The 14,476-nt window shown below is 70.9% G+C and carries 10 protein-coding genes; 8 read left to right on the top strand and 2 right to left on the bottom strand.

Going from position 1 to position 14,476, the window contains the following annotated elements; all coding sequences use genetic code 11:
* Positions 1-458: 458 nt before the first annotated feature.
* On the top strand, positions 459-3,128 hold the full coding sequence (glgP, locus tag ACFWM7_RS04700) for an alpha-glucan family phosphorylase (protein ID WP_383255072.1): 2,670 nt from the start codon (positions 459-461) through the stop codon (positions 3,126-3,128).
* Between the two features lie 229 nt (positions 3,129-3,357).
* Positions 3,358-4,566 carry an alginate lyase family protein gene (locus tag ACFWM7_RS04695; RefSeq protein WP_383255070.1) on the top strand — a complete coding sequence of 403 codons (1,209 nt, stop codon included), beginning with the start codon at positions 3,358-3,360 and terminating at the stop codon, positions 4,564-4,566.
* Between the two features lie 87 nt (positions 4,567-4,653).
* Here the strand turns inward: ACFWM7_RS04695 and ACFWM7_RS04690 are convergent, their stop codons facing one another.
* Together ACFWM7_RS04690 and ACFWM7_RS04685 are read right to left on the bottom strand one after the other, a co-directional pair.
* A complete protein-coding gene (locus ACFWM7_RS04690) occupies positions 4,654-6,699 on the bottom strand; it encodes a M4 family metallopeptidase (protein ID WP_383255068.1) in 2,046 nt (681 codons plus the stop codon).
* Between the two features lie 478 nt (positions 6,700-7,177).
* Positions 7,178-7,768, bottom strand: coding sequence for a TetR/AcrR family transcriptional regulator (locus tag ACFWM7_RS04685; RefSeq protein WP_383255067.1), 591 nt, complete (start codon positions 7,766-7,768; stop codon positions 7,178-7,180).
* A 118-nt stretch (positions 7,769-7,886) separates the two neighbouring features.
* Here ACFWM7_RS04685 and ACFWM7_RS04680 point away from each other — a divergent pair, with 118 nt between their 5' ends.
* The 6 genes from ACFWM7_RS04680 to ACFWM7_RS04655 all read left to right on the top strand — a co-directional run bounded on the left by ACFWM7_RS04680 (position 7,887) and on the right by ACFWM7_RS04655 (position 14,421).
* Positions 7,887-8,948, top strand: a complete 1,062-nt coding sequence (locus ACFWM7_RS04680) for an FAD-dependent oxidoreductase (RefSeq protein ID WP_383255065.1) — start codon at positions 7,887-7,889, stop codon at positions 8,946-8,948.
* A gap of 126 nt (positions 8,949-9,074) precedes the next feature.
* Positions 9,075-9,815: a MerR family transcriptional regulator gene (locus ACFWM7_RS04675; RefSeq protein ID WP_383255063.1), complete on the top strand. Its 741-nt coding sequence runs from the start codon at positions 9,075-9,077 to the stop codon at positions 9,813-9,815.
* A gap of 234 nt (positions 9,816-10,049) precedes the next feature.
* Entirely contained in the window at positions 10,050-10,697 is a 648-nt protein-coding gene (locus ACFWM7_RS04670; protein ID WP_383255061.1) for a GPP34 family phosphoprotein, read from the top strand.
* A 163-nt stretch (positions 10,698-10,860) separates the two neighbouring features.
* Complete coding sequence (locus tag ACFWM7_RS04665) at positions 10,861-11,529, top strand: DUF3159 domain-containing protein (RefSeq protein WP_383255059.1); 669 nt, start codon at positions 10,861-10,863, stop codon at positions 11,527-11,529.
* Between the two features lie 11 nt (positions 11,530-11,540).
* Complete coding sequence (locus tag ACFWM7_RS04660) at positions 11,541-12,785, top strand: peptide synthetase (protein WP_383255057.1); 1,245 nt, start codon at positions 11,541-11,543, stop codon at positions 12,783-12,785.
* A gap of 67 nt (positions 12,786-12,852) precedes the next feature.
* The gene (locus tag ACFWM7_RS04655) at positions 12,853-14,421 is read left to right on the top strand and encodes an alpha/beta hydrolase (protein ID WP_383255053.1); all 1,569 of its coding nucleotides are present in this window, start codon (positions 12,853-12,855) and stop codon (positions 14,419-14,421) included.
* Positions 14,422-14,476: the final 55 nt, after the last annotated feature.

The raw sequence follows: 14,476 nt of genomic DNA, 5'->3' as shown, positions 1-14,476 counted from the left end.
GCCGGGGTCGTGCGGTGTACCGGGGAAGCCTTCCCCGCGTCGGAGGGTGGGAAATCCGGCGCCGTGTTAACTACTCGGTCGTAACGGGCCGCTCGGGCCCCGCCGCACGCGGCGCGCACGCCCCGGGGGGGCGCAGGGAACCCGAAGCGCCCCCACGGGTTCCGGATACCCGTTCTGCGGCGCCACACGGCAGCCTTCCCTGTGGCAGGGAGGTCCACAAGGCTGCGTACGGGGGGAAACCGGCCAAACCGTCAGGTGGAAGAAGTGACAGGGGATCACGGGTGGGGTGCATGGGGCGTCTGAAGGGAGGCGCGCGGCGGCCCGGAACCGGGCCCGGTGAGCCCTCCGCGCGCCGTGGCACCCCGCCACGGACGGCCGCTACCGTCAGGGGTGACGGAAGGGACGCACACCGTGGTGCGTCCGCTCGGATGCGCAAGTCCCCTGTAAAGGTGGAGTACGTGAAGGCCATTCGTCGATTCACCGTGCGTCCTGTCCTCCCCGAACCCCTCCGACCCCTCCACGACCTCGCGCGCAACCTGCGCTGGTCGTGGCACACCGAGACCCGCGAGCTCTTCCGGTCCGCCGACCCCGAGGGCTGGCGGCCCGCGGACGCCGACCCCGTACGCCTGCTCGGCTCGCTGTCCGCCGGGCGGCTGACCGAACTGGCCGGGGACGCGGAGTACCTCGGCCGCCTCGCCGCGGCCTCCGCCGACCTGGCGGAATATCTGGACGGCCCGCGCTGGTATCAGGAACAGCGGGCCGCCGGAGCCGAACTCCCCTCCGCCATCGCCTACTTCTCACCCGAATTCGGTGTCACCGCCGCCCTGCCCCAGTACAGCGGCGGTCTCGGCATCCTGGCCGGCGACCACCTCAAGGCCGCCAGCGACCTCGGCGTCCCGCTCATCGGCGTCGGGCTGCTCTACCGGCACGGCTACTTCCGCCAGACCCTCTCGCGCGAGGGCTGGCAGCAGGAGCACTATCCCGTCCTCGACCCCAACGAACTCCCGCTCGACCTGGTCCGCGAGGCCGACGGCACCCCCGCCCGGGTCGTCCTCGCGCTGCCCGGCGGACGCTCGCTCCACGCGTGCATCTGGCTCGCCCGGGTCGGCCGCGTGCCGCTGCTCCTCCTCGACTCCGACGTCGAGGAGAACGCCCCCGGCGAACGCGACGTCACCGACCGGCTCTACGGCGGCGGCAGCGACCACCGCCTCCTCCAGGAGATGCTGCTCGGCATCGGCGGGGTGCGCGCCGTGCGCACCTGGTGCAGGCTCACCGGCACTCCGGAGCCGGAGGTCTTCCACACCAACGAGGGCCACGCCGGCTTCCTCGGCCTGGAACGCATCCGCGAACTCATCCCCACCGGACTCGACTTCGACGCAGCGCTCGAAGTGGTCCGGGCCGGGACCGTCTTCACCACCCACACTCCGGTGCCCGCCGGCATAGACCGTTTCGACCGGGGACTCGTCGCCCGCCACTTCGGCGACGACGGTGAACTGTCCGGCGTACCCGTCGAGAAGGTCCTGCGCCTCGGCACCGAGACCTACCCCGGCGGCGAGCCCGAGCTGTTCAACATGGCGGTGATGGGCCTCAGGCTCGCCCAGCGCGCCAACGGCGTCTCCACCCTGCACGGGGCCGTCAGCCGGGAGATGTTCTCCGGGCTCTGGCCGGGCTTCGACCCCGCCGAGGTGCCCATCACCTCCGTCACCAACGGGGTCCACGCCCCGACCTGGGTCGCCCCCGAGGTGTTCCGGCTCGGCGCGGGCCAGGTCGGCGAGGGCCGCGCCCACCAGGTGCTGGCCGGCGGCCCGGTGGCCGACGAGGCCTCCGCGCAGACCGGCACGCCCCGCCGCTGGGACGCGGTGACCGGCATCGGCGACCAGGAGATCTGGGACCTGCGCCGGGACCTGCGCGGACAGCTCGTCACCGAGGTCCGCCGCCGCCTCTACGCCTCCTGGCGCAGGCGCGGCGCGGGCACCGCCGAGCTGGGCTGGATCGACGGCGTCCTCGACCCGGACATCCTGACCATCGGCTTCGCCCGCCGCGTCCCCTCGTACAAGCGGCTGACGCTGATGCTCCGCGACCGCGACCGGCTGCGGGAGCTGCTGCTGCACCCGACGCACCCGATCCAGATCGTCGTCGCGGGCAAGGCCCACCCGGCCGACGACGGCGGCAAGCGGCTGGTCCAGGAGCTGGTGCGGTTCGCGGACGACCCGCGCGTGCGCCACCGCATCGTCTTCCTCCCGGACTACGGCATGGGCATGGCGCAGAAGCTCTACCCGGGCTGCGACGTCTGGCTCAACAACCCGCTGCGACCGCTGGAGGCCTGCGGCACGAGCGGGATGAAGGCGGCGCTGAACGGCTGCCTCAACCTGTCGGTGCGCGACGGCTGGTGGGACGAGTGGTTCGACCCGGACTTCGGCTGGGAGATCCCCACCGCCGACGGTTCGGCCATCGACGAGGACCGCCGCGACGAGCTGGAGTCGAACGCCCTCTACGCCCTGATCGAGGACCGGGTCGCCCCGCGCTTCTACGACCGGGGGGCCGGGGGTCTGCCCGACCGCTGGATCGAAATGGTCCGCTCCACCCTGGTCTCCCTGGGGCCGAAGGTGCTCGCGGGCCGGATGGTGCGCGAGTACGTGGAGCGCCTGTACGCCCCCGCCGCCCAGGCCCGCCGGGCCCTGGAGCCCGCGGTGGCGCAGGACCTCGCCGCGTGGAAGGCCAAGGTCCGGGCGGCCTGGCGCGGGGTCTCCGTCGACCATGTGGAGACGGTCACCGGGGACGCCGCGGGCGGTTCGGCGGAGCTGGGGGCCACCCTGGCGCTGCGGGTGCGGATCGCGCTCGGCGGCCTGGAGCCGGACGACGTCGAGGTCCAGGTGGTCGCGGGCCGGGTCGACTCCGGCGACGCCATCGCGGACGCCCAGACCTTCCCGCTGAAGCCGGCGGGCGGTCAGGACCTGGAGGACCGCTGGCTGTACGAAGGCCCGCTCACCCCGGACCGGACGGGACCGTACGGCTACACCGTGCGCGTCCTGCCCGCCCACCGGCTGCTGGCCACCAGCGCCGAACTGGGCCTGGTCGCCCTGCCGACCGGGGCGACGGGGGAGGGCGCGGGCGTGCTGATGCGCTGAGCGCGCGTCATGACGGACCCGAGGGGCCCGGCACCCACGCGGTGCCGGGCCCCTGCGCATGCGCCGGTGGATTCCTTCGTGGGGTGAACACAGAACCTTGACGTGCACATGAAATGGCTTTACGTTCCTGACTCACCGCACCGCTCATCATGCGGCCCAACGTTCACAGGCATGAACCCGCTTGTCGGTCCGGGCCGTTGAACCGTCACCCCACCGGAAGGCACCCCACATGCGTACCGGCACCATCCCCCGAGTCCTCGGCACCGCCGCCGCCCTGGCCGCGCTGCTCACCACGGCCCTCGCCGCGCCTGCCGTGGCGGAGAGATCCACGACTCCCGCCGAGGCCGCCGCCCCGGCGAACTTCACCCACCCCGGCGTGCTCGTCAGCCGCCCCCAGCTGGACTTCGTCCGGGGCCGGGTGCAGGCGGGCGCCCAGCCCTGGAAGAGCGCCTACGACCAGATGATGGGCAGCAAGTACGCCTCCCTGACCCGGACCGCCAAGCCGCGCGCGGTCGTCGAGTGCGGCTCGTACTCCAACCCCAACAATGGCTGCACGGACGAGCGCGAGGACGCCATCGCCGCGTACACGCTCTCGCTGGCCTGGTACATCACCCAGGACAGCCGGTACGCGCAGAAGGCGATCCAGATCATGGACGCCTGGTCGGCCGTGATCAAGGACCACACCAACAGCAACGCCCCGCTCCAGACCGGCTGGGCCGGCTCGACCTGGCCGCGCGCCGCCGAGATCATCAGGTACACCTACAGCAGCTGGCCGAACTCCGGCCGCTTCGGCACGATGCTGCGCAACGTCTACCTGCCCGAGGTCACCAACGGCTCCCACTCCAACGGCAACTGGGAGCTGTCCATGACCGAGGCGGCGATCGGGATCGCGGTCTTCCTGGAGGACCGCGCCGCCTACGACAAGGCCGTGGGAAAGTTCCGCGGACGTGTCCCCGCGTACATCTATGTGACCGCCGACGGATCGCTGCCGAAGGTCGCGCCGGGCAGCGGGCTCGACACCCGGGCGAAAGTCATCAACTACTGGCAGGGGCAGTCCACCTTCATGGACGGGCTCTCCCAGGAGACCTGCCGGGATCTGACCCACACCGGCTACGGCCTCTCCGCCATCGCCCACATCGCCGAGACCAGCCGCATCCAGGGCCAGGACCTCTATCCGGAGATCGCCGACCGGCTGCGGCACGCGATGGGGCTGCACGCCAAGCACCAGCTGGGGACGCCCGTGCCGTCCTCGCTCTGCGGCGGCTCGCTCAAGGACAATCTGGGGCCGGTCACCGAGGTCGGCTTCAACGCGCTCGCCAACCGCCTCGGTCACGCCATGACCAACACGCAGACGCTGACCGAGCGGCAGCGGCCCGCCGGGTCGAACAACCTGTTCGTCGCCTGGGAGACCCTGACCCACGCGAACAACCCGGCCTGACCGCACGGGACGCGCCATGACGAACGGCCCGGAAGAGGTCTCCCTCTTCCGGGCCGTTCGGTCGGTGCGGTGGACCAGGCGGGTGGATCAGAAGGTGAGCTTGAAGCTGTTGATCTTTCCGGTGTCCTGACGCGCCACGTCCTGGACCTTCAGCTTCCAGACCCCGTTGGCCACCTCGGACGAGGCGTTGACCGTGTAGGTGGCCACCACGTTGTCCGCGGAGTCGCCGGAGGAGGAGTTCTTCAGCCGGTAGGCGGAGCCGTCCGGGGCCACCAGGTCGACGACCAGGTCACCGCGCCAGGTGTGCGAGATGTTCACGTCCACCTTGAGGGCGCTCGGCGCGTTGCCGGTGACACCGGAGACGGTGACTGAGCTGGTGACGGCCGCACCGGCGTCCGGGATGTTCACCGCGGTGGTGTTCTCGAACACCTTGCCGCCCGGGTCGGGGTCGCCGCCGCCGGGGCGGGCGCCGACGTTGATGCCGGCCCAGGCGTGCGCCACGGCCGCGTACTCGGGGCTGGTGGCCCCGTACAGCTCACTGGCGACCGCGAGCGTGCCGGTGCGGGCGGCGGCGTAGTTGGTCGTCGAGGTGAACTTCGTGGTGAGCGCCTTGAACCAGATCTGCAGCGCCTTGTCCCGGCCGATGCCGGTCACCGGGAGCCCGTCGGAGGTCGGCGAGTCGTAGTCGACGCCGTTGACGGTCTTGGCGCCGCTGCCCTCGGAGAGCAGGTAGAACCAGTGGTTCGCCGGGCCCGAGGAGTAGTGGACGTCGACGTTGCCGATGCCGGAGTACCAGTAGTCCTTGGACGCGCCGTCCTTGGAGGGCTTGTCCATGTAGCGCAGCGGCGTGCCGTCGCCGTTGATGTCGATCTTCTCGCCGACCATGTAGTCGCCCGGGTCCTGGGCGGTGTCGGAGTAGAACTCCACACCTGCGGCGAAGATGTCGGAGGTGGCCTCGTTGAGACCGCCGGACTCGCCGCTGTAGACGAGCTTGGCGGTGACCGAGGTCAGGCCGTGCGTCATCTCGTGGGCGGCCACGTCCAGGGAGGTCAGCGGCTTGACGTTGCCGCTGCCGTCGCCGTACGTCATGCAGAAGCAGCTGTCCTGCCAGAACGCGTTGACGTAGTTGTTGCCGTAGTGGACGCGGGAGTACGCGCCGACGCCGTCACCGCGGATGCCGGAGCGGCCGTGCACGTTCTTGTAGTAGTCCCACGTCTCGGCCGCGCCGTAGTGGGCGTCCGCGCCGGCCGTCTCGGCGTTCTGCGGAGTGCCGTCGCCCCAGATGTCGTCCGGGCCGGAGAACAGCGTGCCGGTGCCGGAGCTGCCCCGGTTCAGGTTGTACGTCTTGTGGTTGCCGCGCGTGGTGTCGGTCAGCGTGTACGAGGGCGCGGTGCCCAGGGTGACCTGGCCGTTGTACTGCGTGTTGCCCGTGCCGTTGTGGACGGCCTGCCACTCGTAGAGCTTCTCGCCCGAGGTGGCGTCGGTGAGCACGTGCAGCTCGTTCGGGGTGCCGTCGTGCTGGAGTCCGCCGACCACGGTCTCGTACGCGAGCTGCGGGGAGCCGCTGCCCAGCCAGACCACCTTGCGCGGGGCGTTCTCCGCCTTCTTGGCCTTCGAACCCTCGGCCTTGGCCGCGCCGAGCGCCTGCTTCTCGGCGGCGGCCGGGGCCACGTCGGCGGTCAGGCCGACGGCCTTCAGCTGCGCGCTGGTCGCCTTCGACGCCTTGCTGACGCCCTCGGTCCTGCCGGCCGCGGACTCCTTGACCACGAGGTCGCCGCCGAGGACGGGGAGCCCGTCGAGGGTGCGCTCGTAGCGGGTGTGCGTGGTGCCGTCGCGGTCCTGGACCACGTCACGGACCACGAGCTTCTCGGTGGACCCGAGGCCGAGCTCCTTGGCGGTGGCGGCCTTGGTGGCGTTCGCCTCGCTGAGCAGCTCCGCGCGCTGGGCGGGGGAGAGCTTGGCGGGCAGGGCGCCCGGGTCGGCCTTCGTGCCGGCGGTGATGCCGCCGAGCGGGGCCGAGGCGGGGGCGGAGGTGGCGGTCGCGGCGCCGGACGGAACGGCGACGGCGATGAGGGCTGCTGCGGCTATCAGAGCGCCGGTCGCGGTGGCACGACGGCTGGGCGTGGATCTCACGCGGACTCCTTCTGCGAGGGGGGTACCGGGCGGCCTGGACGGGCTGTCCGGACGGTGCAGGCGGTGCGCAGAACGGGGTGAAGAGTGTCAGCCGACGGCCGTGTCTGTCAGGAGCGCGTCAACAACTTGGCCGGTTTTCGTTCGTTGTCGGAAAGGTCATGTTCGTTAAGCGGACGTTTCTGCGATCATTGCCGCAGTGTTACCGGGAGTTGGGGAGCCCGGTATTCACAGGGTGGTCACAGGTTTCGTGCGCGAAGGTCACCGTGCGGTCGCGGGCGGGAAAGCGTGTGATGACCGTCAGATGAGACGGCGTCGGGTTCTGGCCAGATCCGGGCGGCGGAATGTGCCGGTCCGTCAGGGTGCGGGGATCCCTTCGGGATCGGGGTGCGGGCTTCAGGCGGCTGCTGCCGGGCGGGTCGGGTGCCTCAGGCGCTCACCGCCGGGGCGGGCGTGACCCCGGCTCCTTGTGGTCGTGCGCTCAGGCGGTCGCGTCCGGCGGGTACACCGCGTCCAGGAGGTCGCGCACGAAGCGGTCCGGGTCCTCCAGCCCCGCCGCCGCGAGCGTGCCGGGCCCGTTCGTCAGCAGATGCGGGATCGCCGCGTGCAGGGCGAGGGTGACGACAGCCGCACGCTGTGGGGTGACGGGCAGTCCGGCGGCGCGCTGGGCCAGCTCGAACCCCGCGAAATCGCCGCTCGCCATCGGGTCGAGGATGCCGGAGAGCCAGGGCCGCCGGGTCGCCTCGGCCTGAAGCTCCAGCACTGCGAGCAGTCGGGCGCGGCCCGGCCCCGTGACGTTCTCCAGGAGTGAGCGGAAGAGCGCCACCAGGCCCTCGCGGTCCGCGGGCCCCGGACCGGCGGCCAGCTGTTCGGTGAGCGCGAGGTACTGCTCAAGGCAGCGCTCCGCCACCGCGCGGAGGACGGCGTCCCGGGTCGGGAAGTAGTTCTTGGTGGTGCCGGACGGTACCTCGGCGGCCTGGTCCACGGCCCGGTGCGTCAGTCCGCGCCCGCCGTCCCGGGCCAACACCTCGATCGCCGCGTCCCGCAGCCGGTCCCGCCGGTCCGGATTCACGCCCGCTCCCTCACTCCCGTACCCACGCCCCCGCTTTCCTTGCCGATGCTACCCCAGCCGTGGTACCACAGATGTGGTGGTTCTTCTGTGTGGGCCGTACGAGCTTCGGGAGCGCGACATGACAGGAACGGCGACCGTGGTCGGCGCGGGCATCGGCGGTCTGGCGACCGCGATCGGCCTCCGCCGCGCGGGCTGGAACGTGACCGTGCTGGAGCGGCGCACCGAACTGGAGCGGTACGGCGCGGCCTTCGGCGTCCACCCCACCGCACAGTCCGCGCTCGACCGCCTCGGCGTCGGCGACGCGCTGCGCGAGCACGCCGTCCCCTACCGCGACGCGCACATCCGCACCCCGGACGGGACGCCGATCGCCCGGCTCCCGCTGGAGCGCATCGAACGCAAGGCGGGCCGCCCCGAACTCCTCATCTCCCGCCCGTACTTGCTCGACGCCCTGCTCGCGGGCCTGGATACCTTCGGGGACGTACCGCTCAAGCTCGGCGAGCGGGTCACCGACCTGGACGCCGTCGCCGCCGGGCAGGACCTGGTGATCGGCGCCGACGGCATCCGCAGCGCCGTCCGCACCGCCCGCCTCGGCGACCGCAGCGGCCCGCGCGAGGTCGGCACCGTCGCCTGGATCGGCATCGCCGACTTCGAGAGCCCGGTGCACGGCGAGACCTGGGGGAGCGGCCGCTTCTTCGGCCTGACTCCGGTCGAGCCGGGCCGCACCAACTGGTACGCCACCGTGCCCGGGGCCACCACCGCCGCCGAGCTGCGCGGCTTCTTCGCCGGCTGGCACGACCCGATCCCGCGCATCCTGGACGCCACCGACCCGGCCACCTGGATCCGCTACGAGATGCGCCACCTGCACCCGGCGCTGCCCTCGTTCGTCGCCCCTGAGGCCCGGCCCGCCCCCGTGGCCCTGGTGGGCGACGCGGCCCACGCCATGACGCCCAACCTGGGCCAGGGCGCCTGCACCGCGATCCTGGACGCTGACGCCCTGACCCGCGCACTCGCCGCCGCACCCCCGGGCCGGGAGGGCGTCGCGGGTGCCCTGCGCGCCTACGACCGCGAACGCCGCCGCAGCGCCCAGCGGACCGCCTTCGCCTCCCGCACCCTGCACCGCTTCATGAGCACCGAGCGCACCCGGCTGCGTAACGCGGCGGTACGGCTGCTGCCGGGGTGAGGGGGGCGCATCCGGTGGCCCGGGGGCTCCCCGGCAGGACCGTGCCGTTACGTCATGGTCTTCAATGGCCCCGCGGCGCCGATGGCGACCCTCCCGAAGAGAGAACAAACCGAAGAGAGTAGCGACATGGCATGGAGCACCCGAGAAATCGCGGAGCTGGCCGGCACCAGCGTCCGGGCCGTGCGCCATTACCACGGCATCGGGCTGCTCGACGAGCCGGATCGCCACTCCAATGGCTACAAGCAGTACGGCGTCAGCCACCTCGTCCAACTGCTACGGATCAAACGGCTCTCCGCTCTGGGCTTCTCGCTCGCTCGGATCAGCGACATGCGCTCCGACGCGAACCCCCGCGCCGACCTGGCCGAGCTGCGGGCTCTGGACGACGAGCTGGCCGCCACGATCGAGCGCCTACAACAGGCTCGCCTGGAAGTCGGCGCCCTGCTGCGCCGAACGGCGCAGAGCGATCTCCCTCTCCGCTTCGCTCCGGTCGATGACGTCGTCGACCTGCCTGAGCCGGATCGCTCCTTCGTCAGCGTCATCGATACGGTCCTGGGCGCAGAAGCGCTGGACGGCTACGCGGACTTGCTCCAGCAGGAGCCGGACCCGGTGGCGACCGAGCTGGACAACCTGCCGGCCGATGCGGACGAGCCGACTCGCCGGAGTCTTGCCGAGCGCCTCGTGCCGTACGTCCGCGCATTGCGCATTCACCATGCCGGCCTCCGCGACCTCACCTCGGACGCACCGCATGGGCGGCACGTCGCCGCCCGCGCCATGGGAAACGCCATCGGAGATCTCTACAACCCCGCCCAGGTCGACGTGATGCGTCGTGTGGGCAGGCTCCTGGCTGATCGGGGCCTGCCCGAGTAGGGCTCGACCCCATTTTTCCCGTGCCTGCAACTGTGCCGTAACGTCACCAGTTTCACTGCGCGAGCAGGAGGTACAAGTGCCATCACTGATGGCGGCCCAAACGGATCGGGGAAATTCGTTCCACTGATGAACGAGGCGGTGACGGGCTCCTCTTTGCTACGCGTCGCTGCCACCCGGATATGACTCCATTCCGGTTGTCGCCATTGCCGCACATTTCAGGGAGGTCCTGTGCCCGTGACGCTTGCCCAGAAGTTGTACCTTCTTTGTTATTCCGTACCCAAAAGGAAGTTCCCGCTGGACGAAATTCAGGGGCGGGGCCAGTTGCTGCGCGCCGGGGCGCTGACGGCGCTGGCCCGCGACGGGCTGCTCGACGCCTCCGGCGGGAAGGTCCGGCGGCTGCCCGGTACTCCGCCGGAAGATCCGTTCACCGGCGCGGTCTGGCACGACCTGCCCGCCGACAAGCCGCGAGGTTGGCTCACGTTCGTGCACGACAAGGCGCACAAAGCCGAGACTCCGGTCCGCGACCAGCTTGTCAACTCCGGCGACATCTCCCTGAGTCGGACGAAGAAGCTCGGGGTCATCCCCGTGAACCGGGTCGCCGTCGCCCGCCCGGATGCGGTGCGGGACCTGCAGGAGCAGGTTCGGGCCAGCGTGTTCGACGGCGCGGGCCCGGCCGGCACCCTCACGGACGAGCTGGCGATGGCGGTCTTCGCGGTGGAGCTGGAGTTGTCGCCGGTCTGGAGCCGCCAGGAGCGCCGGGACCACAAGGGAGATCTGAAGGCCCACGCGGGGCGGTACGACGACTTCGTTCCCGGCTTGCGGAAGGCACTGCGCGACTCCTACCTCTCCAGCCGGGCGGTCGGAGGCGGTTGGAGTGCCTGAGCCTGTCATCCGCCCATGACAGCCTGCCCCGGCGTTCACCTCGCCGGCACCTGACAAGGAGTAGTTGATGAACCATCACGGGAAGCGCACTCCGGCTCCCACCGGCATTCAGGACCCGGGAGCTTCACCGCCTTCCGGCCCGCGACCGACCATGATGGAGTCCATGGGCGGCACGGCGGGGTTCGTCTACTCGACGGTCCCGGTCGTGGTGTTCGTGATCGCGCTGGCACTGCAGCCCACCAAGGTTGCGGTGATCGCGGCCATCGTCACCGGCGTACTGTTCGCCATCGTCCGGATGGTGCGCGGTGAGCCCTTCCTCGCGGCCTCCGGCAGCCTGGCCGGCGTGCTGGTGGCGGCGGGCATCGTCGCGCTGACCGGCTCCGCCAAGGACTTCTTCCTGCTGGGCATCTGGGTGGCCTTCGCCGGTTTCGTCGTCACGTTCGGGTCCGTCCTGATGCGTCGTCCCCTGAGCGGTGTGGCGTGGAACCTCCTGCACGGCGGCACGTACGCCTGGCGTGAGGACCGGAAGGTGCTGCGCGCGCACGACATGGCCACCCTCGCCGCGGCGCTCGTCCTCGGTGCCCGCTTCGTGGTCAAGCAGTGGCTTTACATCCACGACTCCACCGGCTGGCTGGCCTTCGCCAAGATCGCCATGGGTACCCCTCTGACCGTGGCGGCGGCTCTGGTCATCGCTTGGGCCTTCCGTCGCACGTCCAGGTGTCTGGTGACGCAGAAGCAGGCGACCGGGCCCGTCGTGCGGGAGGGAGCCGGGTTGTTCCCCCGGCACGACGCCGAGCCCCAGCCGTCGTCGCACCGGCACACCAACGGATGAAGGAGCGCGGGATGCCGACCTTCCATGCCGAGGACGTCGTGCGAGAGCTCGGGGCTTTCGAACGGACCATCGACCTCTACATGCATCGCAACCCTGTTCAGTTCTCTTTGGTCGCGGAGTTCGACCGGGAGGTCTCCGAACCGGCCTTGGCGCGAGCGCTGGAGCGCGTGCAGGAGCGGCATCCGCTGCTTCGCGTCTCGGTCGATCGCCGAGCTCCCACGGCCCGCTACCGCTGGACCGCGGAGCGGATCTCCGTCGAGGCGGCCGCGGCGGGGACGCCCTGGCAGGCCGTCGTCGCCGATGAGCAGACCCGGCCCATCCCACCGGAGCCGGGCCCGTTGGCGAGGGCCGTACTCGTTCCTGGGGAGACCGGCGGGGTCATCGTCCTGACCTTCGCCCACCAGATCACCGACGGCACCGGGGCCGTGAGGGTGCTGACGGATCTGGTCACCGCTCTCGACGGTGGCGACGGCAGCGACGAGGAGACCTTCCGGCACGGCGTACCACCCTGTCAGGAGGATCTCCTGAGTGTGCTCGACACCACCGAGCCCGAGACCGACACGTCCCGGGAGAGTTCCGCGGACGCGCCTGGCGAGCTGACGCCCTTTTCGGCCCGGACACCGCATGTGTCGGCCTTGGCCTTGCCGGACGGACTGACCGCCCGCCTCGTGAACCGGTGCCGCAACGAGAACGTGTCGGTGCACGCCGCGTTGTGCGCCGCCGCCTGCACGGTCTTCCACCGTGAAGGCCGCAACCGGGTCACGGTGCTGAGTCCGGTCGACCTACGACGCGCCGCGGGCCTGCCCGACGGCGTGGCCAACCGATTCGCGGGAGCCCGCACCGTGAGTGAGGAGTCGGAAGCGGGAGACTTCTGGGAGCTCGCCCGGCTACACCATCGGGCCCTGGAGCAGCAGCGAACGCCGTCCTTGCTGAAGGCAGGGGCGCAGGCGCTGGTCCAGCAACCGCCGACCACCCCCGAAGAGGCCGAGGCGATGATGACCGCGGTCACGGCGGCAGACATCCAGATCACCAACCTCGGGCCGGTGGAGGTTTCGGGGAACGGCGGCTCCGGCCCGGTGGCCGTGTGGGGACCGGCCCAGACCACCCAGTTGCGCGGAGAGCACGTACTCGGGGTCGTCACCGTCGGCGGACTCCTGCGTATGACGGAGCTGACTCACGACCCCGTAGCCGTTCTGCTGCCTGCCATGGCTTCGGTGCTCGCCCAGCAGTGCGCCACCGTCGGCCCCTCCTCCTGACCCGTCGGCGGCGTAGCCGGAGGTCGCTTTCCCGCTCGCCGTCACCCCTCGACCACCTGGAGAACCGTTGTCCTCCTCCCGTTTCCCCCGCCGCCCGCTCGTGGCGGCCGTGGCCCTACCCGTCATGCTGCTGATCGGAGCGTGCGGGCCGACCGACCCCGAGGCATCGGGACAGAAGCGTTCGTCTGCGCCCCCGACCGACCTCGACCGCTTCTACCAGCAGGACCTCGCCTTCGGATCGTGCGACGGATACGCCACCACCACGGCCGACGAAAAGCTCTTCGCCGCACCCGGTCTCCAATGCGCGCGCCTGAAGGTGCCGTTGGACTACAACGCTCCCCAGGGAGAGACGGCGCGACTCGCGGTGCTGCGCGTTCCCGCCCGGGGCACGTCCAAGGGTCCGCTGGTGCTCAACTCGGGCGGCCCCGGGGGGACGGGGCAGAACTTCGCCGCGCAGACCGGCGTTGCGCTGGCCAAGAGCCCGGTGACCGAGAACTTCGATCTCATCGGGTTCGACCCGCGGGGCGTAGGAGCCACTGAGCCGTCCATCCACTGCTTCGACGACAAGGACCGCCTCGCCGGCGACGTGCGAACCGAGTTCGTGCTCACCGCCGGGACGTTCTCGGAGAAGGACACCGGGCAGCTGGTCGACCGGTGTGCTCAGGGCTCCGGCGGCGAGAAGACGCTGGGCACCGTGAGTACCCGTGACACGGTCCGCGACATGGACGTCCTGCGCTCCGCCCTCGGCGGCGGGAAGCTCAACTTCCTCGGCCAGAGCTACGGCACCCGCATCGGAGCGCTGTACGCCGAGAAGTACCCGCAGCACGTACGCGCCATGGTCCTGGACGGTGCGGTGGACCCGCACCTGGGCGGCGAGCGGCGACTGTCGCAGTACGCCGGCTTCCAGCGCTCCTTCGACGAGATGGCCGCCGCGTGCTCAGACGACGCGAAGTGCCCTTTGGGTACTGACCCCGAGCGGGCCACGGAGACGTTCAACAGGATCGCCCGCCCGCTGCTCGACGAGCCGCTGGCCTACGGCCAAGGGATGAAGTTCACCTACAACAATCTCGTCGACTCCGTGATCGCGGGCCTGTACTACAAGGCCGTCTGGCCGAAGATCATCCAAGGTATCGCCGACGTCAAGAAGGGCGACCCTCAGCAGCTCCTGGCGATCTCCCAGGCGTTCAGCGGAGAGGGAACCGAAGGCGGCGGAGGTAACTTCAGCGAGGCGAACTACGCCATCACCTGCATGGACGAGGTGCGGATGACGCCCGGGCAGGCGGTGGAGATGCGCGAGCAGACCTACCGCTCAGCGCCCTTCGTCGACCCCGGCACGGGTGCTGCGGGGGCACGGGACGCCTGCGAATTCTGGCCGGTCGAGCCGAAGACCACCTACCCCTTCCCCGACCGGGTCGAAGGACTCCCCACCACACTGACCATCTCCATCACCGGCGACCCGAGCACCCCGCACCAGGCCGGCATCAACCTGGCGGAGACCCTCGGCGGCAGCCTGCTCACCGTCCGGGGAGAGCAGCACACCATCGCCTCCGCCGGTACCAGCGCCTGCGTGAACAAGGCCGTCGCCGACTACCTGGTCGATCTACGCGTCACCGACGACGCCCGCTGCACGCTCTGACGCCCCGGCACCCACCGTCGCCGAGGGGTGGCCGCCCGCGCAGCGAGCCATCGGC

Origin of the sequence: Streptomyces sp. NPDC058375 (genome assembly GCF_042723425.1) — a bacterium.
In the GTDB taxonomy this organism is placed as follows: domain Bacteria; phylum Actinomycetota; class Actinomycetes; order Streptomycetales; family Streptomycetaceae; genus Streptomyces; species Streptomyces durocortorensis.
Note: the sequence above shows the minus strand (reverse complement) of the source record. Positions and strands in the feature narration are given on the sequence as shown.